The following is a 19875-nucleotide window of genomic DNA, read 5'->3' on the forward strand; positions in this document are numbered from 1 at the left end:
AAAGTCATTGAGTACTATTAAAACAGCTGTATCTTTATATAGTTATCAAGACGAGTTTGCTAGAGGCAAAATGACATTAGAAGATTGTTTAAAGGAGTTGGCTCAGCAGGGTGTTGAAGGGGTTGAATTAATTAGTGACCAAATGCTGAAAAATGCCCCTTTCGTTTCTGATGAAGAGGTAGCAAACTGGAAGGAATTAATAAATAAGTATAATATTTTTCCAACTTGTAATGATATTTTCATTAATACAAAGTTATATCGAAATCGATTATTAACTCAAAAAGAAAATTTACAATTACTAAAAAATGAGCTTATTTTAGCAAATAAATTAGGATTTAAACTGGTGCGCCTGGTTTCTTTAACACCAACGGATATTATCGAAGATGCTCTCCCACTTGCAGAAGAACTTGATGTTGTTATGGCTCTAGAAGTTCATGGGGGAATGGGTCTTGATCATCCAGAAACCAAAAAGTTTACAGATATAATGTTTAGAGTAAATTCACCTTACTTAGGTTTAGTAGTTGATACAGGCATATTCTGTCGTAAGCATCCACGAGTTTCAACTGAATTCTTTCTTCAACAGGGACTAAATAAGGAATTAGCAGATTTCATCGATAATGAGTTTGCGGAAGGTCGTGATGTACTACATATTAGTCATCCTGGGACTGCTCCAGCTCATGTTCAAGCAATGATAAAAAGTAAAATTGATCAGGAATATTTAATTTTTGCAGGTGGATATGAAATTACGCCTTTTAGTGACTTAGATAAATATTTACCATATATTAAACACTTCCATGGGAAGTTTTGGGAAATCACTGATGAAGGGATCGAATATTCCATTGCATACGATCAATTTATTAATTATTTAAAGGAAAATAATTTTAATGGCTATATAGCTAGTGAATACGAGGGTGGACGTTTTGCTCTTCCTGGAACAGAGATTGATGCGGTCAGTCAGGTACGAGCACACCAAAAAATGCTGAAAAAATATATAGGTTAAGGGAGTGATAGGAAATGTTTGATAACTATGTATTATCCGAAAAAGGATTCAAAAATGTGGAGATAGATGGAGAAGTTATTGGCTATGAATTGCGTACCCGTATTACTTATTACCGTGGAATCCCTTTGTCTATGATCGAGGATATTCAGTTGAAGGTAGATGGTGAAGTGGTACCAAGAGAAAAAATTAAATTTTCCCCTGATGGTGAAACTTACTTTACACTTGATGAAATGTGGACGGTTACAACTTACAAATGGGAATATGGTGTAGAAGGTATTATCTTTGTTGACCAACCGGGTGGACTTCAAGAAGGACCACATGAGATCACGTTAACTCAAGGTGTTCGAGTTTCATATATTCCAGTTCCATTCTTTGGAACAAATACAAAAGTTCTAGAACTAGAATAAAAGTGAATAGATGCTAAATGTTTCTAGCATATCAGACTGTAGACAAGCTCGAGAATTTTGAGTTTGATTACGGTCTTTTATTTTAAAATATAATTTTTGGTTCCAGTTTAATTAACATAAATTTGTTGAAAAAGTTAAAATTCCCATACAAATTTTTAACCTCAAATATATTCGGCTTTTTTTGAGTTGGAATTGCACAAAATTAGTTATTAGAAGGTTAAGAATCGTAAGGTAATACTTGTTTTGAAAAAGTAACATAAAAATGTAAGCGTATTCAAATTAGTTGGCTTTAACAAAATTTTGAAATCTTTGTAAAGGAGGTCAGAGAAGAAAAGAACTATCATGATTATATTTATTTGAATATTCAGTAAATAAACTAAAACAGTACAGGGGGAAAAGAGAATGAAAAAGATCTTAATAGCTTTGGGAATGATTGGACTGATTTTGGGTTTAACTGCTTGTAGCCAAAATAACGAAACATCGACTAACACAAAGGAAAATAGTGATCAACAGAAGATTGTTTTTTCAACTTTAAGTACTGATGGGGATTTTTTATCTGGGCTGGCTGAACAACTCGATGAAAGATTTACGAAGCTAGGTTATGAGTTTGAAGTTGCATCTGCTGATTTTAATCCTACCAAACAAATTGAGCAAATAGAAAATTTTATCTCTTTAGGTGTGGATGAAATTATCATTATGGCTGTAGACCCTTCAAGTCTATCAGGTGTAATTGAGAAAGCTATTGATCAAGGAATAAAGGTAGTTGCATTCAGTCAAAAAACTTCTCAATACGATCTATTTTTAGGAGCAGACGAAGGAAAAGTAGGGGAAGAACAGGCAAAAATGGCAGCAGATTGGATTGAAAAGAACTTTCCAGAAGCGGCTGACGGAAGTGTAGAGGTAGCTATTTTCGAGAATAGAGACAAACCGACAGCAGCTGAAAGAAGTGATGGGTTAAAACAAATTACTAAATATACTTCAAAGGCAAAAGTTGTGGAAACTGTTGGAGTTGACACATCTACTGAAAGTGGACAATCTGCAGCTGAAAACCTTCTACTAACCAATCCAGAGGTGAAGGTAATTCTTTGTTATAACTCTGATACTGCTATGGGTGTGGATGCACATATTATGTCAATGAATTCACCAGTTAAAGATAAGGCTAACTTTGCAGCATTTGGTGTTGACTTTAATCCTGCCGCTTCTGATTCTATTAAAAAATCAGTCAATAATGAAAGTGTTTGGAGAGGAACAATTATGCTAGGTACTGGGTTAGACGCAATGTATGAAACGATTGTTACCAAGTCTATTGCTGCTCTCGACGGAACACTAGAAGAAAAAGACGATTACTCAGTACTCTCTCAGATAACCCCTGAAAATGTTGATAATTATTAAATATCTTATTTAAGTATACAAAGTAATAATGTAACAGGGGATTAGGAGATTAAGCATAATTTCCTAATCCCTATAAAATTGAATATTATTATTTTATTTTTTAGGAGAATGAGATATGGAGAATACTGTTTTGTCTTTAAAACATATTGTAAAATCATACCCTGGTGTAGTGGCACTGGACGATGTGAGTGTATCGTTTAATAAAGGCGAAGTTCATGCAATTGTCGGAGAAAATGGTGCTGGAAAATCCACTCTTATTAAAATAGTTGCTGGGGCAATTCAACCAGATTCAGGAGAAATAGTAGTAAATGGTAAACTCTATCAAAAATTAGAACCACAAGAGTCTATTTTAAATGGGATATCAGTTATATATCAAGAGTTTAACTTATTTGATTCTCTAACTGCAGCAGAAAATATATTTATTGGGGAAAAAATCTCAAATAAACCATTTGTGGATTATAAAGAAATGAACAAGAAGGCAGAGGAGATATTTAAAAAGTTTAATGTCGACATTAATCCAAATAAACAAGTAAAAAATCTATCACCAGCCTATAAACAAATAGTAGAAATTTCAAAGGCTATCCATAAAAACTCGAAGATTATTATTATGGATGAACCTACCGCGCCGTTAACAATTGCGGAGGTAGAAAAATTGTACGAAGTAATAAATGATTTAAAGGCTAATGGCACTACGATTATCTATATATCCCATCGTTTTGATGAGATTTTTCAATTAGCAGACAGAGTAACTATACTTCGTGATGGAAAATATATAAGCACAAAAAATATAGAAGATACGAATCGACAAGACTTAATTCGCTTAATGGTTGGAAGGGAATTGAAAAATACGTATCCTAGCTCTGATATTAAACAGGGTGAAATAGCTCTAGAGGCGATTAATGTTTCTGGCAATGGAGTTATAGATGTTTCTTTTCATGTAAAAAAAGGTGAGATACTTGGATTTGCAGGTTTGGTTGGTGCTGGTCGGACAGAATTAATGAGAGTGGTATTTGGAGCAGATAAACTAGTATCAGGTGAGATAAGGATAAATAGTAGAAAGGTAAAGGTAGAATCCCCAGCACGTGCTATTGAGTTAGGGATCGGACTTATTCCAGAGGACAGAAAACACCAGGGGGCTTTCCTCCAAAAATCTATAAGGTGGAATATAAGCATTTCTAATATAACAAAAATATCAAAATATGGAGTTGTCTCGCGCAGTACTGAAAAGGAACAAGCGAATTCCTATCAAAACCAAATAAGAATTAAAGCTCATTCATTGGAACAGCAAGTTCAAAACTTAAGTGGTGGGAATCAGCAAAAAGTAGTTTTAGCAAAGGTTCTTGCAACCAAGACTGGGGTTTTAATATTTGATGAACCTACACGCGGAATTGACATAGGTGCAAGAGAAGAAATTTATCATTTAATGCGAGATCTTGCCAATCAAGGAAAAGCTATCATCATGGTTTCATCCGATATGGAAGAATTACTAGGAATGAGTGACCGTATCTTAGTAATGTCTGGAGGGAAACTTACAGGGGAACTTTTGAAATCTGAATTTAGTCAGGAAAGAGTGCTAGAACTTGCGTCATCTGATAAATAAACAGGAGGGGTCTTTAATGGAACTTGAGAGCAAACAAGTAAACATGACGAATATTAGTCGAAAACCTTCATTTAATGAGTTCTTAAGAAAATATGCGGTATTATTTGTCTTTGTTTTATGCTTGGTGATTTTTGGAGTATTAGATCCTAGGTTCTTTACGATGGTAAATTTAGAGAATATTATATGGCAGAATGCTTATTTAGTAATAGCAACATTAGGAATGACATTCTTAATTATAAGTGGTGGAGTGGATCTAGCAGCAGGATACTCTTTAAGTTTAGGAGCAGTTGTAACGGCTGCTAGTCTTGTTTGGTGGGATCTTCCCATATTCTTAGCTATCCTTGCTGGGGTTTCTATTTGTACATTACTGAGTCTATTAAATGGAGTTTTATCTATAAAACTAAAAATTAATTCATTCATGGTTACTCTAGGTACAATGACCATTTTTTCTGGTATGTCCAATATTTTTACAGACCAGAAAGCTATTTTCAATCTACCTGAATCTTTTAAAGTAATTGGCCAAGGCTCATTATTTGGAATACCCATCCCTCTAATTATAATGGTTATCTTAATAGCTTTAGCTAGTTTTATTTTAAATTTCACGTATTTTGGAAGACATATTTATGCAGTTGGTAGTAATGAAGAAGCTTCGCGTCTCGCTGGTATAAAGGTAAATTCTACTAAGATTAAAATCTATATGCTTGCTGGTATTTTCTTCGGTATTGCAGCCGTATTGTTAGTTGCAAGAACAGGTTCTGCTAATGCCAGTATGGCCGTTGGAAGTGAGTTTACTTGTATTACCGCAGCTGTTCTTGGAGGTGTTGCGATCCAAGGCGGTATAGGCAAAATTTGGAGCGTTGTAATTGGTGTATTTATTCTTGGGGTACTTGCCAACGGTATGCAAATCATTGGGCTGGGTATATATGCACAATATATTGCAAAAGGGGTAATATTACTAGCGGCTATGGGATTAGATACCTATCAAAAAACAAAAACAGTAAAAGCTCGTATTAATTGATAATCGAATTCTTAACTTGCAATCTGGGTAATGAGGAAAGTGGTAGGTTAAAAATCATATGCTAATTCTTAATATACTTTGTAAGCGTTTATAAGTAATAATTAAGAAGGTAACAATAGTAATATAGTAGGTTAAAATCTAAAAGGTTATAGGAAAAGAAACAGAGTAAGATATATATATGTAAGCGTAGTCATATGATTTTTGCTGAATAATAAAAACGAGAGGAGCAATAAATAGAATCCTTATATATATTAATCTTATAAACATTTATGAGGTTCTAGAATTAAAGGTGAAGGGTGAAAATCAATGTTTAATTTAATGAAAAAAAAGAAAGATACGATCTTCTTTTCACCTACTATTGGAAAAGTAGTAGATATTGGAGAAGTAAACGATCCTGTCTTTTCAAAAAAAATATTAGGGGAAGGATATGCAATTATCCCTGAATCAAATGAGGTATTCTCACCTGTCAAAGGAGAAATAGTAAGTATTTTTCCTACTAAACATGCAATAAGTATTCTTACTAATGCTGGAGATGAAGTATTAATCCATATGGGAATAGATACTGTGGCTCTAAACGGAGCTCCTTTTAAACTCTTTGTTAAACCTGGGGACATTGTTGATGAAAATTCATTGTTAGCAACAATGGATTTGCGCATAATTGAGAGGGAACAAAAAGAATCTACTATTATGATCATTTTTACTAATAAAGAAAACGTAAAAGAGTTTTTACTTGAGAGTAGAGGGTTAGCTCAGAACGGACAGTATCTCGGTAAAGTTAGCCATTAATAAGCTTTAAATTATTGTATTTCTTAATAGGGGGGTTCCAAAAATGAAATATGAAGGATTAGCCAAAGAGATTATAGAAAAAGTTGGAGGAAAGGAAAATATTCTAGGTTTAATTCACTGTGCAACTAGACTAAGGTTTACTTTAAGAGATGAGTCTATTGCAGATACTAATGGATTGAACAATATGGATGATGTTCTGTCGGTTGTTCAAGCTGGCGGGCAGTATCAGGTAATCATTGGAAATCACGTAGCGGATGTATATAAAGTAGTAGTAAAACTAGCGGGATTGAAGTTAGAAAACACTGTATCAGATGAGAACGAAAATGAAAAAAATAAATCAGTAATGAATAGAATATTAGATACCTTTATAGGGATTATGTTTCCTCTTATTGGCATCATGGCAGCAACAGGAATTATTAAAGGTTTCTTAGCACTAGGACTTTCAGTACACTGGCTATCTAGAGACGGTGGAACTTATCAGTTATTTTATACAGTGGCAGATTGTATGATGTACTTCTTCCCAATTTTTGTGGGATATACAGCAGCAAAGAAATTTAAAATGAATGAGTTTACTGGAATGGCTATCGGCGCGAGTTTAGTATATCCAACGATCGCGACGATGATGAGTGGTGAACCGCTGAAAGTACTCTTTAAAGGAACCATTATTGAATCACCAGTTTATACAACTCTTTTTGATATTCCAGTGATTCTAATGAATTATTCATCAACTATTATACCAGCTATTTTAGCTACATATGTAGCCTCGAAAATCGAAAAAAGAATTAAGAAAATTACACCAACTGTAATTGCCAGTTTTGGAGTTCCAATGTTTACATTACTAATTATCGTTCCTTTCACGTTTTTAATTATTGGACCAGTTGCTGTATTACTAAGCCAAGCAGTAGGATCAGCTATTGTGGGTACTTATGAAATCAGTCCGACATTAGTAAGTGGTCTTGTAGGTGCACTGTGGATTCCATTGGTTATATTTGGATTACACGGGGCAGTAGTTCCAATTGCATTTGCGAACTTCTTTACAATGGGTTACGATGTAATTTTACCAATGATTACAGGTCACTCCTTTGCGGCAGCAGGGGTAGTAGTAGCTATAGCATTAAAAACAAAGGATAAGAAGAAAAAAGGCTTGGCAATTTCTGCTGGTATTTCTGCTGGAATAGTGGGAGTTACTGAACCAGCTATTTACGGATTCCTACTTGCGCAGAAAAAACTCTTAGCATTAGTTTGTTTGATTTCCGGAGTAGGCGGTGGACTTATCGGATACACAGGCACGAAGCTCTTTCAAATTAGTGGGCAAGGTGTATTCGCTCTTCCAAGTTTTATTAAAACCGATGAATCAGGAATGCCACTAGGACTTATAGTAATAGCAATTGTAATGCTAGGTTCATTTTTACTTGCTACCATACTAACTTATATATTTTACAAAGAAAAGGAATCAACTACAGTAGTCTCTCAAACTTCTACTGGAATAGAGAAAAACTAATAGGAATGCAGTCAATTCTATTTAGAACTTAATTAGGATTGACTGATTCCTTTATTATTTAGTATAAGTGAAAATTAATAACACTGAAAAAAATCGTAATAAGTAAGGAGAATTGTTATGGATAAAGATTTCTTATGGGGTGGAGCGGTAGCCGCAAACCAGTGTGAGGGTGCCTATTTAGCAGACGGTAAGGGATTAACCTTAACAGATTTATTGCCTGATGCTAATCACGGAAGATGGGAAGCTTTAAAGGATCTAAACAAGGCACTAGAAACAACTTATGAATATTACCCAAGTCATGAAGCTATTGATTTCTACCATCATTATAAGGAAGATATTGCTTTATTTGCAGAAATGGGCTTTAAAACATTCAGAACCTCAATTAATTGGACAAGAATTTTTCCTAATGGAGATGAAAAAGAGCCTAATGAAGAGGGATTGGCATTTTATGACTCTATTTTCGATGAATGTTTAAAATATGGTATTGAACCTTTAGTAACTATTAATCATTTTGATACCCCTTTTGCCCTATATCAAAACTATGGTGGCTGGAAAAATCGTAAGCTGGTAGATTTCTATCTGAACTACTGTAAGGCTGTATTTAATAGATTTAAGGATAAGGTAAAATACTGGTTAACATTTAATGAAATAAACATGATTATTCATCTTCCTATTGTTGGTGGATTCATTGATTTGAAGAACGAAAGCAATCTAGAACAAGTAAAATACCAGGCAGCCCATCACCAACTGTTAGCGTCTGCTTTGGCTACAAAATTAGCACATGAGATCAATCCAGAATTTAAAATAGGATGCATGCTGGGTGCTGGAAAAACATATGCACATACTTGCCATCCTGAGGACGTATGGAAAGCATATAATGCAGATAGGAAGGATTACTTCTTTATAGATGTACAAGTAAGAGGTTACTACCCGAGCTATAGTAAAAGATTTTTTAAAGAAAACAATATTACTCTGGATATCCAAGATGGTGATTTAGAGGTTTTACGTGAACATACAGTTGACTTTATTTCACTTAGTTATTACTCTTCACGTTTAACAAGTGCAGATCCAAAAATGAACGACAAAACAGATGGAAACATTGTTCCATCCATGAAGAATCAATACTTAGAGGTTAGTGAATGGGGTTGGCAGATTGACCCATTGGGTTTACGTATAACCTTGAATGAGTTGTATGACCGATATCAGAAACCTTTATTTATTGTAGAAAATGGCCTAGGTGCAATAGATAGCCCAGATGAAAATTTTTATGTAGAAGATGACTATCGAATTGCTTACCATCGTGAACATATAAAAGCTATGAAAGCAGCTATTGAAGACGGTGTAGAGCTTTGGGGTTATACTACATGGGGATGCATTGATATTGTTAGTGCAAGTAACGGTGAAATGAGCAAAAGATATGGTTTTATCTATGTAGACTTGGACAATGAGGGAAATGGAACTCGAAAGAGATATAAAAAGAAATCTTTTGATTGGTATAAAAATGTTATAGCTACGAATGGTGAAGAATTATAACTATTATCGGTCTGTTTTGGAAGGTACGGATTAGCAAAGACTGTCGAGAATCTCGACAGTCTTTATTTAACCCTAGCTTTGGAAGAGTAATCGACCATAAAGATTCCATCCAACTGAAAATCTATAACCTGTAAAAAATAGCCTTATTAGAAATTAAAAAAATTTAGAGAGAAGTACCCCTTTATTACAAATCAGTAGATAAAAAAATTTAATATGATTTGTAACCTCTTTTGTATATTAAGTAAAGAATACTTCAGTTAAGTAAATACTAAAAGGTGATATTTTGGGAACAGTGGTTTATAAAGGCTTAGAATGTAAAATTATTTTTGATTATAATAATGGTTACCTTGAGATTAAATGTTTAGACGAGATTATTCTTATAAACGAAGAACAGATTGAAGGTGTTATTCTAGATTAACGATAATAAACCATGGTTAAAGAAAGGTTCTTATATAAATAACAGTGAGGGTAAAAGTGGATTAAGAATATTATATAGAAGCTGTAGATTATGTTTTAGATTCAGATGACGGTGAAATAACGAATAATTCTTACAATTTAATTGGTGTTCTTAAAAATAATATTAACTGATCATGAGGGCAGGACTTCAACAAACATGAGGTTGTTATTCCTTTGTTTGTTAAAGTTTTGCCCTCTTTACTTTTATTTGGGAGTTGAACCATGGTGTTTTAAAGGGTTATTAATATTCTCATAAGTTTTGTTATCTAAGTACCTTTGCTACCTACTAAATAGGGTATTAAAAATATTTCTGGGATAAATAGTAAAAAGATCACAACGTTAAATCATTTTAATGGTAAATTTTAATAAATGTTCCCCACTTCCAGAATTATTAGAATTTTATTTCTATAGATTATTGACAAGTGGAGGGACTTTTTATTATCCTTAGTTTATAACAAATGTTAAACGCTGTAACAAATGTAAAAACAACTTCGCTGAAGTTATAAGTTGTAACATTTGTTCCTTGTTCGCGAATTAAAGTAAAATGAAAGCGTTATTATAAGAGAGGAGGCCTAGGAATCTACTAAACTATGAAGTGGGAAAAGGAGAGATTTTATGCAACTTGCTTTCATACTTTGTACGATTCTCATTGTACAGTATCTATTATCGTTCTTTCAAATTAAGCAATACAAGAGAAATATCGATAAAATTGTTAGCGTTTACAAGGGTGATGACGGTTATTTTATGTTCTCAGGGATGGAACGAGGAAAGTTCAAGCCGGGAGCAATTGCCATTTTGGTTGTTGATCGCAACTACATCATACATGAGTGTCACATGTTAAAGGGGATGTCCGTTTTAACTAAGTTCAAGCCGTTAGATAACTATAAGGGCAAACATGTGGGAGAAATTGTTAGTGATGTGAATGATATGATTCCTGAAAAAGGGAAAAACAAACTTCCTGCTTATCGTAAGGCATTATTACAAGCGAGTGAAAATGCATTGTTAACTATATCTAAGAACAAAGTTTCAATGGGAGTATAAAAAGGGGGTCAAACAAATGGAATGGATTAAATGGTTAGGGGAACATTTTATCGGGATGTTCCAGGCTGGTGGCGAAACGTTTATGGGATTAGTAACGGGAATTGTTCCAACGCTGGTTGTTCTATTAACATTTACTTATGCAATGATGAAGTTTGTCGGGGAAGACAGAGTAACAAGAATCATTCAGTTTGCTGCAAAATATACAATCCTTCGGTATACACTAATGCCAGTCCTTTCGGTTCTCATGTTAACAAACCCGATGGCCTATACTTTCGGTCGTTTCTTACCTGAAAAGCAAAAACCTGCTTTCTATGATTCGGCGGTATCTTTCGTTCACCCGGTAACAGGGTTATTCCCATATGCAAATGCCGGTGAGCTGTTTGTATACCTAGGAATTGCGAACGGAATCCAAGAATTAGGTCTGCCAGTAGCAGACTTAGCTGTCCGCTACTTTATCGTCGGTGTAGTTGTTATCTTAATTCGTGGCATCGTGACAGAATTAATTACAAAATATTTAGCGAAAAAAGAGGGCGTAGACTTAGCATAGAAGGGAGAGGTTGTAGATGACGACATATCGTGGAGTATTTGTATCAAAAGGATCAGGTGGCTGGGGTGTTGGACTTTATATCGAACCTAATGCAAAGAAGAATAAAATTGTTTCAATTACAGGAGGCGGAATCCATCCCGTTGCTGCTAGAATTGCAGAATTGACTGGTGCTGAGGCAGTTGATGGGTTTAAGGGATCTTATCCAGAAGAAGAAATGGCGTGTGTCATTATTGACTGTGGTGGTACAGCAAGGATTGGCGTATATCCGATGAAACGTATCTTAACAGTCGATGTTCTTCCTTCTTCTCCGTCAGGTCCACTTTCGAAATATATTACTGATGATATCTTTGTATCAGGTGTTACACCAAAAGAGGTTGCGGTTGCTGAAGGCTATAGTCAGTCCGCCGGTGCACAAGAAGTAACGGATGAGCCAAAATTCGATACAAAAGATAAAGAAAAGTTTAAAGAAAGCTATACCGAGTTGAAAAAAGAAGTAGCTAGTCAGCAAAAAGATAATCTCTTGCTGCGTTTTTCGAAAGGAATCGGTAACGTAACCGGAACTTTCTATCAGGCAGGCCGTGACACAATGGATATCCTTATTAAAAATATTCTTCCGTTTATGGCTTTCGTTAGTATGTTAATGGGGATTATCAACTACACTGGTGTCGGTGATTGGATTGCGCAGGCACTAACGCCACTCGCTGGTTCTCTGTGGGGGCTTCTAGTAATCGTTATCGTCTGTACTCTGCCATTCTTATCTCCAGTGTTAGGACCAGGGGCCGTTATTGCGCAGGTTATTGGGGTTTTAATTGGTACACAAATTGCCTTAGGGAATATTCCACCGCAATACGCATTACCTGCACTCTTTGCCATTAACGGTCAAGTAGGTTGTGATTTCATTCCTGTAGGTCTATCCCTTGGAGAAGCTAAACCTGAAACGGTGCGTTACGGAGTACCTGCCGTATTATACAGCCGCTTAGTCACAGGTATTGTATCTGTTGTGATTGCCTATTTTGCTAGTTTTGGAATGTATTAATTTAAGGTTTTTGTAAGGGCAGTATGTTATGAAAGAAGAGGATCGCTATGGTTATTCAAGATAGAAGGATTCTAGTGAAAGTCGCACAAATGTATTATGACGAAGGAGCGACTCAGTCGGAAATTGCAGAAAAGATAGGAATCAGCCGCTCTCTTGTTTCAAAGGTGTTAACAAAGGCGAGGGAGGAAGGCATTGTTGAAATCATCATTCATGATGATCAAATTCATCAGTTTAGAAATCTAGAACGGAAAATTGAGCGTCTATACAATTTACGTGAAGTAGTGTGTATTGAGAGTGTAGGTCATGAGTCTTCAAAAAAACAATTAGGTGAAGCGACCTCTGAGTATTTGCAGAGAGTAATTAGGGATGGTCAAATCATCGGGATTTCTTCGGGTACAACATTAAAAGAAGTTGCTAAGGCAATCAATTCAGTGCAGGTATTTCCATCCGCTACGGTTGTCCCTTTAGTGGGGGGAATGGGGAACGAACAAGTGGATATTCACTCCAATAGTATTGTTTCCAAAGTGGGAAATGCACTTCAATCCAAGTATGAGTTGCTCCATGTTCCAGTAATGGTCGATACAAAGGAAGGGAAGGAAGTATTGATTCGCCAGCCTTCCATACGTTGCACTTTAAATCTAGCAGAACAATCCAATATCGCAGTTGTCGGGATTGGAGGACGTCCTGAGGACTCTACCATGGTTAAAGCATACATGGGTTCAGATCATCAGCAAATCACTAATGATCACGAAATTGTAGGGGATATTTGCTATAACTTCATCAATAAATTTGGAAAACCTGTAGACAATTCATGGAATGAAAGAGTGATAGCTATTGAACTGGAAAAATTGAAAGCGATTCCCTTAGTAATAGGGGTTGCTTCTGGTTTAGAAAAAGTTCAAGCCATCAAAGCTGCATTAGAAGGCGGTTTGATTCATGTACTGATTACAGATGAAGCAACAGGAAATGCGCTGGTAGAAGGATAATAGTCGAGCTGCACTCCTACTGTGCAGCTTTTTCTTGTTTGGACTTTCATGCGTTCTAATAGGCCTACACTCCCCCCAATATAATAAATGACTTAAACAGCAATCGTAAACAACCTTTTCAACCCTCCACTACTCCATTAATTTGCTCTTTTATCTGATATATTTGAATATTACGACTTGACAAGGCTTACATAAGCACTTAAACTAAGGGTATGGAACAAATGATACGCATTGTAACAAATGTTACGTAAGTAAATGAATTGTTACAATCAATAACATTTGTATAAGACTAAAAATGTAATTAAAAGATTTCTATTCTAAAAGAAAATGTAAGCGTATTAATTAACCTTTGGGAGGAATTATTCATGTCAATTTACACTAAGCTTTTACAACGTGAACGTGAAAATGCACCAATTAAAGTAGGGGTAATCGGTGCAGGGCAAATGGGTTTTGGGATGATTGCACAAATCTCTAAAATCCCTGGTATGATCGTAACAGGTGTTTGTGATGTAAATGTTCAGGCGGCACAAAGAGCTGCAGATTATTATTCCTCACAATCTACGAGAAAAGATCCAATGGTTGTATCGAACGACTATCGGGATGTTATCCAGTCAAATCATGTAGAAGTGATTGTTGATGCAACGGGTGTTCCAGAAGTGGGAGCAAACGTGTCACTGGAGGCTTTACGTTCGAAAAAACACATTGTCCTACTTAACGTAGAGGTTGATATCACAATCGGTTCAATTATGTACCAAATGTTTACGAATGCTGGATTGGTATACACAGGCTCTGCAGGGGATGAGCCAGCTGCGACTCTAGAATTATATGAATTTGCTAAAACAATGGGATTAGAAGTATTGGTTGCTGGGAAAGGCAAAAACAATCCATTCAACCCGCTATCAAACCCAGACGTAGCTGCAGCAGAAGCCAAGGCAAAGCACATGAGTGCACATATGCTAGCTGCATTCCAAGATGGAACAAAAACTATGGCTGAAATGAATCTTTTAAGTAATGCGATTGGTTTAGTCCCAGATAAAGTCGGAATGCACGGTGTATCTGCAACTGTTCAAGATGTTGCTGATAAACTAGACCTAAAGGAAAATGGAGGAGTACTAGATAACTTCGGCGTTGTAGAATATGTAAACGGTTTAGCACCAGGAGTATTCGTCATTGTAAAAAGTGACCTTGAGCCAGTTGACGAAGAACTTCGCTACTTAAAAGTGGGTAACGGACCACACTATGTGTTTTATCGTCCATACCACTTAGCTAGTTTAGAAACTCCAATTACAATCGCAAAAGCAGTATTAGAACATGATTCTTCTATTCATCCACTTGGAGCACCGATTTCTGAAACCGTTGCCGTGGCAAAACGGGACATTAAAGCAGGTGAGACCTTAGATGGAATTGGTGGCTATAGTGTGCGTGGTGTCCTTGAAACACACCAGGACATGAAGGTAAACGGCCATATACCAATTGGTTTAATCAGTGGGAAAGTAGTTGCGAAAAAAGATATCAAGACAGGTCAATTCCTAACTCAAGATGATGTGGAGTTAGATACAAATACAACTGTATGGAAGTTACGATCACTTCAAGATCAGCTTTTTCCAACAAGCACAGAACAACGTCCACTTGTGACACTATAAAGAGACAAGCGAACAAATGGGAGGATCAAGATGACAAAATCAGTGGTAAAAGAAATTGGAGTATTAGTACCAACGTTTAAAGAAGATAAAATATTAATTTTATTTGGTCCACAAGCACCGAAGGAATTAAGAGAAATGGCTGTTATTCATGAATTTGAGAATCTAGAAGAGGAGCCACTAAAGCAGGGAGGAACGATTCAGTTTGGTGAAGAGAGTTTCACCATTACTGCATTAGGTGACCTTGCAAACAAAAATTTTAAGGAATTAGGGCATGTCTCCATTTACTTCCAGGAGCCTATGGAAGAAGTGCTGCCTGGAGCGGTGTTTGCAGCTCCATATTCCTTCCCTAATACTATTAATGAAGGAACAGTAATTTCAGTGAAATAAACAAAAGGGAAAAGGTGGATCTAGTTTAATGAAACTTGATCTCTTTTTCCCTTTTTTAAAATCTACAGTCATTTTTGGAACCGTTACCATTGTTGTTATATCAATATTTGTCCACTAAAAAGCATCAAAAAAATAACGTTTTTTTCTTGACTAAAATGTGGATAGAATATATGATGTTTACAAAGGTAACAGTATAGAACAAATGTAAAAGGAGGAACAGATAATGATGGTTAAAACATTAAAGCTTCCTGAGATGATTACAGAGCAGAAATTAAAAGATTTATATAAAGAAATGTGGTTAATCCGTTATTTTGATGAAAAGGTTGACCAGTTTTTTGCGAAGGGGTTAATCCACGGTACAACACATTTATGTGTTGGCCAAGAGGCATCTGCGGCCGGTTCTATAGCGGTGATTGGCAGAAAAGATAAGATCATAAGCACACACCGAGGACATGGACACTGTATTTCAAAAGAAGGCGATGTTAACAAGATGATGGCAGAACTCTTCGGCAGGGAAACAGGGTATTGTAAAGGAAAAGGCGGATCCATGCATATTGCCGATGTAGAAAAAGGGAATTTAGGGGCAAATGGAATTGTTGGTGGGGGGCTTCCTCTTGCTGTAGGAGCAGCTCTAACGTCCAAAATGAAAAAAGAAGATTATGTGGTTCTTTGTTTCTTCGGTGATGGAGCATCTAATGAAGGAAGTTTCCATGAATCTGTGAATCTAGCAGCCATCTGGGACCTGCCCGTTGTCTTTATTTGTGAAAACAACCAATACGGAATGTCAGGTCCGGTTAAAGAAATGACTCGTGTAGAAAATATTGCTGATCGTGCTAGCGGTTACGGAATCCCTGGTCATGTGGTTGACGGTCTTGACATGATTGAAATCATGAATACCGTTCATGAAGCAGTTGAACATGCACGGGGTGGCAACGGCCCAACATTAATCGAAATGAAAACTTATCGCTGGAAAGGACATTCCAAGAGCGATGCGAAAAAATATCGTACCCGTGAAGAAGAAAAAGAATGGAGAGAAAAAGACGGAATCAAGCGTTTTAAAGAAACGTTAATCGAAGCAGGTGTATTAACAGAAGAAACCGCCAAACAACTTCAGGAGGCAGCAAACCAGGAAATCGACAATGCTGTGAAATTTGCTGAAAGCAGCCCGGAACCATCCCTTGATAGTTTACTAGAGGACGTTTACGCGTAAAGAGAGGAGTAGAAAACATGGCTACTAGACAAATAACCTATTTAGAAGCAGTAAGGGAAGCAATGAGCTTAGAAATGCGTGAAAACAATGATGTATTTATTCTTGGTGAAGATATCGGTGTTTATGGAGGAGCTTTTGGTGTCACACGTGGAATGATTGAAGAGTTTGGACCTGAACGTGTCCGTAATACACCCATCTCAGAAGCGGCGATTGCTGGTGCAGCAATAGGATCGGCATTAACAGGAATGCGTCCTATATTAGAACTTCAATTTTCTGATTTTATCACCATCGCTATGGATCAAATGGTGAACCAAGCTGCGAAGACCCGTTATATGTTTGGAGGCAAAGGAAAAGTACCAATGGTACTACGGACACCAGCTGGTTCGGGAACAGGTGCTGCTGCCCAGCATTCACAAAGTCTCGAAGCTTGGATGGCTCATATCCCAGGATTAAAAGTTGTTCAGCCGTCCACAGCTTATGATGTAAAAGGGTTGTTAAAAGCAGCCATTGACGATGATAACCCAGTTATTTTCTACGAACATAAACTATTGTATAAAACAACTGGTGATGTTCCTGAAGAGTCCTACAAAATTGAGTTAGGTAAAGCAGACATCAAACGTGAGGGAACAGATGTAACCATTGTAGCTACGGCAATTATGGTTCATAAAGCACTGGAAGCAGCAGCGGAACTTGAAAAAGAAGGAATCAGTGTAGAAGTAGTGGATCCTCGTACCATTGTTCCACTTGATAAAGAAACCATTATAAATTCAGTAAAGAAGACCGGACGATTAATCGTTGTACATGAAGCCGTCCAACGGGGAGGATTCGGCGGAGAAATCGTTAGTGTTGTTGCTGAAAGCGAAGCATTTGACTATTTAGATGCTCCAATCAAGCGACTCGGCGGTAAAGAGGTTCCGATTCCTTATAACCCTAAATTAGAAAAAGCGGCCATTCCGCAAGTTCCAGATATTATCGAAGCTGTTAAAGAAACTGTTAAGAATAAGTAAGGAGGAGGGGCAATATGGCAAAAGAAATATTTATGCCGAAGCTAAGCAGCACGATGGCAGTGGGTACCCTCCTTCAGTGGCTTAAAGAAGAAGGGGAAACCGTTGAAATCGGTGATCCGCTTTTTGAAATCATGACAGACAAAATCAATATCGAAGTAGAGGCTTACGATGAAGGTGTATTATTAAAAAAATACTTTGATGTCGACGCTGAAGTTCCGGTCAACCAAATTATTGGTTACATTGGCGAAGTAGGAGAAAAAGTACCTGACAGTTCACCAGGGATTGCTGGGGAAGAACCAACAGCAGAGGAACAAATAGAAGAGGTAATTTCCGAACGTCAAGAGGAACCTGTACTAGTAAGTAATATTCAAAAAGGTGAGAAACCACGTGCAACCCCGGCAGCACGCCAAATGGCACGCTCGAATAAACTTGAATTGGTATTTATTAAAGGCAGCGGCCCAAATGGTCGTGTGCATAAAAAAGATGTGCTTAATCATCTAGAGGTTACTGCATCAGCATCAAAAGCTACTCCACTTGCAAGGAAAATTGCCTTAGCCGAACAGGTAGACTTATCCTCCGTAACTGGTAGCGGTGCGAACGGGAAAATTGTTAAAGCGGATGTGGTTACAGCAAACTCTTCTAAGCCAGCACCATCAGCAGCCGATTCTGTACCAGCAGCACAGCGCAGAAAAATGACGGGTATGAGAAAAATAATTGCTGACAGAATGGCACAAAGTGCTTACACAGCACCGCATGTAACATTAACGACTGAAGTGGAAATGTCAAAGGTAAAGGAACTTCGCGTAGCACTTCTACCTGTGGTTGAAAAGCAAACAGGCTTCCGATTGTCGTTTACTGATATCCTCGTAAAAGCTGTAGGTGCAGCACTAGCTCGTCACCCACAGGTGAATGTATCAATTGAGGGTGACGAAATTATTCAGCATAGCCAGGTAAATATCGGACTAGCTGTTGCTGTCCAGGACGGATTGATGGTTCCAGTGATTAAAGATGTTCTGAGTAAGGGACTTGCTGAGTTAACAAAAGATGCAAAAGAAATTGGTAAACGTGCCCGCGAAAATAAATTACTGCCAGATCAAATGAAGGGATCTACATTTACCATTAGCAACCTGGGTATGTATGCAGTTGATGCATTTACTCCAATTATTAACCAGCCTGAAAGTGCCATTCTTGGTGTCGGTCGAATTCAAGATAAGCCTGTTGCTATAAATGGTGCACTTGATATTCGTCCTATGATGACGCTTAGTCTATCCTTCGACCACCGAGCATTGGATGGAGCACCGGCTGCTGCGTTCTTAACAGAGTTAAAGCAAATACTCGAAAGTCCATACGAGTTATTGGTATAGGGGGTGAATAATACATGGTGAAATCCTACGATATTGTTGTGGTTGGAGGAGGGCCCGGAGGTTATGTAGCTGCCTTACATGCTGCGGAGCTGGGTAAAAAAACTGCTCTCATCGAGGCAGACTTCCTTGGTGGAACATGTCTAAACCGCGGCTGTATCCCATCAAAGACCTATTTGAAACATTCTGAAGTCATTGAGCAAATTGAAAAGGCGAAGGATTGGGGCATTGAAACTGGTGACCTTAGCTTTTCTTTTAGCAAAATGAAAAAGCGAAAAGATGATGTGATTCAGCGACTACGTGGAGGCATCGCCTTTCTACTAAAGCAGGGGAAGATTGATGTTTATAACGGATATGGATCGGTTCTACCCGGCGGAGAAGTGAAGGTGAAAACATCTGATGGGGAAGAGACTGTTAAGGCTGCAAAAGTTATTGTCGCAACAGGGTCGACCCCTGCTGTGCCGCCAATTGCAGGGCTGGATACGGTTCAGTTTGATACAAGTGATACGATCTTTGATATTCCGGAGATTCCAAAATCGGTAATCATTATTGGTGGCGGAGTGATTGGAGTTGAATTTGCGACTATCTTTGCATCTCTTAAAGCGCAAGTAAGCATCGTCGAGGCTGCTGACCGGATCATCCCTACAGAAGATGCGGAAGCTTCCAAATTTTTAACAAAGATGTTAAAGAAAAAGGGAATTAATATCCATACAGGTGCAAAAGTGCAAAGAGTTCAAGAAACAGAAGGCGTGAAAACGGTCATTTGTGAGGATGCAAAGGGAAAAGAGCTTACACTGCAAGCAGATACATTACTCGTAAGCACTGGACGCCGCCCGAATTTATCCGCAGTCACAGAACTTAATCTAGAACAGAACGGCCCCTTCATTAAAGTTAATGAAAAGATGGAAACCACTCACGATCATGTTTATGCAGTTGGGGATGTAATCGGCGGTTGGCAGCTCGC

At 37.3% G+C, this 19875-nt stretch carries 18 protein-coding genes; all 18 read left to right on the top strand.

The window, feature by feature from the left end; all coding sequences use genetic code 11:
- The first annotated feature begins 7 nt into the window (after positions 1–7).
- A complete protein-coding gene (locus ACGLXV_RS04305; RefSeq protein ID WP_391557655.1) occupies positions 8–1000 on the top strand; it encodes a sugar phosphate isomerase/epimerase family protein in 993 nt (330 codons plus the stop codon).
- A 14-nt stretch (positions 1001–1014) separates the two neighbouring features.
- Positions 1015–1407: a C-glycoside deglycosidase beta subunit domain-containing protein gene (locus ACGLXV_RS04310; RefSeq protein ID WP_391557656.1), complete on the top strand. Its 393-nt coding sequence runs from the start codon at positions 1015–1017 to the stop codon at positions 1405–1407.
- Positions 1408–1809: 402 nt separating this feature from the next.
- The gene (locus ACGLXV_RS04315) at positions 1810–2799 is read left to right on the top strand and encodes a sugar ABC transporter substrate-binding protein (protein ID WP_391557657.1); all 990 of its coding nucleotides are present in this window, start codon (positions 1810–1812) and stop codon (positions 2797–2799) included.
- A 115-nt stretch (positions 2800–2914) separates the two neighbouring features.
- Positions 2915–4399, top strand: coding sequence for a sugar ABC transporter ATP-binding protein (locus tag ACGLXV_RS04320; protein ID WP_391557658.1), 1485 nt, complete (start codon positions 2915–2917; stop codon positions 4397–4399).
- Between the two features lie 16 nt (positions 4400–4415).
- Positions 4416–5417, top strand: coding sequence for an ABC transporter permease (locus ACGLXV_RS04325; protein ID WP_391557659.1), 1002 nt, complete (start codon positions 4416–4418; stop codon positions 5415–5417).
- A gap of 306 nt (positions 5418–5723) precedes the next feature.
- Positions 5724–6203 carry a PTS sugar transporter subunit IIA gene (locus ACGLXV_RS04330; RefSeq protein ID WP_391557660.1) on the top strand — a complete coding sequence of 160 codons (480 nt, stop codon included), beginning with the start codon at positions 5724–5726 and terminating at the stop codon, positions 6201–6203.
- Positions 6204–6246: 43 nt separating this feature from the next.
- Entirely contained in the window at positions 6247–7704 is a 1458-nt protein-coding gene (locus ACGLXV_RS04335) for a PTS transporter subunit EIIC (protein WP_391557661.1), read from the top strand.
- Between the two features lie 117 nt (positions 7705–7821).
- Positions 7822–9237 (top strand): 6-phospho-beta-glucosidase, encoded by a 1416-nt coding sequence (locus ACGLXV_RS04340; RefSeq protein WP_391557662.1) that lies wholly within the window; start codon positions 7822–7824, stop codon positions 9235–9237.
- Positions 9238–10308: 1071 nt separating this feature from the next.
- The gene (locus ACGLXV_RS04345) at positions 10309–10734 is read left to right on the top strand and encodes a transcriptional regulator GutM (protein ID WP_391557663.1); all 426 of its coding nucleotides are present in this window, start codon (positions 10309–10311) and stop codon (positions 10732–10734) included.
- 16 nt (positions 10735–10750) lie between these two features.
- Complete coding sequence (gene srlA / locus ACGLXV_RS04350; protein ID WP_391557664.1) at positions 10751–11281, top strand: PTS glucitol/sorbitol transporter subunit IIC; 531 nt, start codon at positions 10751–10753, stop codon at positions 11279–11281.
- A 16-nt stretch (positions 11282–11297) separates the two neighbouring features.
- Positions 11298–12317 carry a PTS glucitol/sorbitol transporter subunit IIB gene (gene srlE / locus ACGLXV_RS04355; RefSeq protein ID WP_119709617.1) on the top strand — a complete coding sequence of 340 codons (1020 nt, stop codon included), beginning with the start codon at positions 11298–11300 and terminating at the stop codon, positions 12315–12317.
- Positions 12318–12364: 47 nt separating this feature from the next.
- A complete protein-coding gene (locus ACGLXV_RS04360) occupies positions 12365–13303 on the top strand; it encodes a sugar-binding transcriptional regulator (protein ID WP_391557665.1) in 939 nt (312 codons plus the stop codon).
- A 365-nt stretch (positions 13304–13668) separates the two neighbouring features.
- On the top strand, positions 13669–14946 hold the full coding sequence (locus ACGLXV_RS04365; protein WP_391557666.1) for an NAD(P)H-dependent oxidoreductase: 1278 nt from the start codon (positions 13669–13671) through the stop codon (positions 14944–14946).
- A gap of 30 nt (positions 14947–14976) precedes the next feature.
- Positions 14977–15333, top strand: a complete 357-nt coding sequence (locus tag ACGLXV_RS04370) for a PTS glucitol/sorbitol transporter subunit IIA (RefSeq protein WP_391557667.1) — start codon at positions 14977–14979, stop codon at positions 15331–15333.
- Positions 15334–15559: 226 nt separating this feature from the next.
- Positions 15560–16543, top strand: a complete 984-nt coding sequence (gene pdhA / locus ACGLXV_RS04375; protein ID WP_391557673.1) for a pyruvate dehydrogenase (acetyl-transferring) E1 component subunit alpha — start codon at positions 15560–15562, stop codon at positions 16541–16543.
- A 17-nt stretch (positions 16544–16560) separates the two neighbouring features.
- Positions 16561–17550, top strand: coding sequence for an alpha-ketoacid dehydrogenase subunit beta (locus tag ACGLXV_RS04380; protein WP_391557668.1), 990 nt, complete (start codon positions 16561–16563; stop codon positions 17548–17550).
- Between the two features lie 14 nt (positions 17551–17564).
- On the top strand, positions 17565–18914 hold the full coding sequence (locus ACGLXV_RS04385) for a 2-oxo acid dehydrogenase subunit E2 (protein ID WP_391557669.1): 1350 nt from the start codon (positions 17565–17567) through the stop codon (positions 18912–18914).
- Positions 18915–18928: 14 nt separating this feature from the next.
- Positions 18929–19875 (top strand): dihydrolipoyl dehydrogenase family protein (locus ACGLXV_RS04390; RefSeq protein WP_391557670.1); only part of this gene is annotated, 947 nt, incomplete at its 3' end.

Source organism: Robertmurraya sp. (assembly GCF_036676585.1).
Classification (GTDB): domain Bacteria; phylum Bacillota; class Bacilli; order Bacillales; family Cytobacillaceae; genus Robertmurraya_A.

Coding starts and splice junctions, on each gene's coding strand:
- ACGLXV_RS04310 (WP_391557656.1), top strand. CDS start 1,015: ATGTTTGATAACTATGTATTATCCGAAAAAGGATTCAAAAATGTGGAG.
- ACGLXV_RS04315 (WP_391557657.1), top strand. CDS start 1,810: ATGAAAAAGATCTTAATAGCTTTGGGAATGATTGGACTGATTTTGGGT.
- ACGLXV_RS04320 (WP_391557658.1), top strand. CDS start 2,915: ATGGAGAATACTGTTTTGTCTTTAAAACATATTGTAAAATCATACCCT.
- ACGLXV_RS04325 (WP_391557659.1), top strand. CDS start 4,416: ATGGAACTTGAGAGCAAACAAGTAAACATGACGAATATTAGTCGAAAA.
- ACGLXV_RS04330 (WP_391557660.1), top strand. CDS start 5,724: ATGTTTAATTTAATGAAAAAAAAGAAAGATACGATCTTCTTTTCACCT.
- ACGLXV_RS04335 (WP_391557661.1), top strand. CDS start 6,247: ATGAAATATGAAGGATTAGCCAAAGAGATTATAGAAAAAGTTGGAGGA.
- ACGLXV_RS04340 (WP_391557662.1), top strand. CDS start 7,822: ATGGATAAAGATTTCTTATGGGGTGGAGCGGTAGCCGCAAACCAGTGT.
- ACGLXV_RS04345 (WP_391557663.1), top strand. CDS start 10,309: ATGCAACTTGCTTTCATACTTTGTACGATTCTCATTGTACAGTATCTA.
- srlA (WP_391557664.1), top strand. CDS start 10,751: ATGGAATGGATTAAATGGTTAGGGGAACATTTTATCGGGATGTTCCAG.
- srlE (WP_119709617.1), top strand. CDS start 11,298: ATGACGACATATCGTGGAGTATTTGTATCAAAAGGATCAGGTGGCTGG.
- ACGLXV_RS04360 (WP_391557665.1), top strand. CDS start 12,365: ATGGTTATTCAAGATAGAAGGATTCTAGTGAAAGTCGCACAAATGTAT.
- ACGLXV_RS04365 (WP_391557666.1), top strand. CDS start 13,669: ATGTCAATTTACACTAAGCTTTTACAACGTGAACGTGAAAATGCACCA.
- ACGLXV_RS04370 (WP_391557667.1), top strand. CDS start 14,977: ATGACAAAATCAGTGGTAAAAGAAATTGGAGTATTAGTACCAACGTTT.
- pdhA (WP_391557673.1), top strand. CDS start 15,560: ATGGTTAAAACATTAAAGCTTCCTGAGATGATTACAGAGCAGAAATTA.
- ACGLXV_RS04380 (WP_391557668.1), top strand. CDS start 16,561: ATGGCTACTAGACAAATAACCTATTTAGAAGCAGTAAGGGAAGCAATG.
- ACGLXV_RS04385 (WP_391557669.1), top strand. CDS start 17,565: ATGGCAAAAGAAATATTTATGCCGAAGCTAAGCAGCACGATGGCAGTG.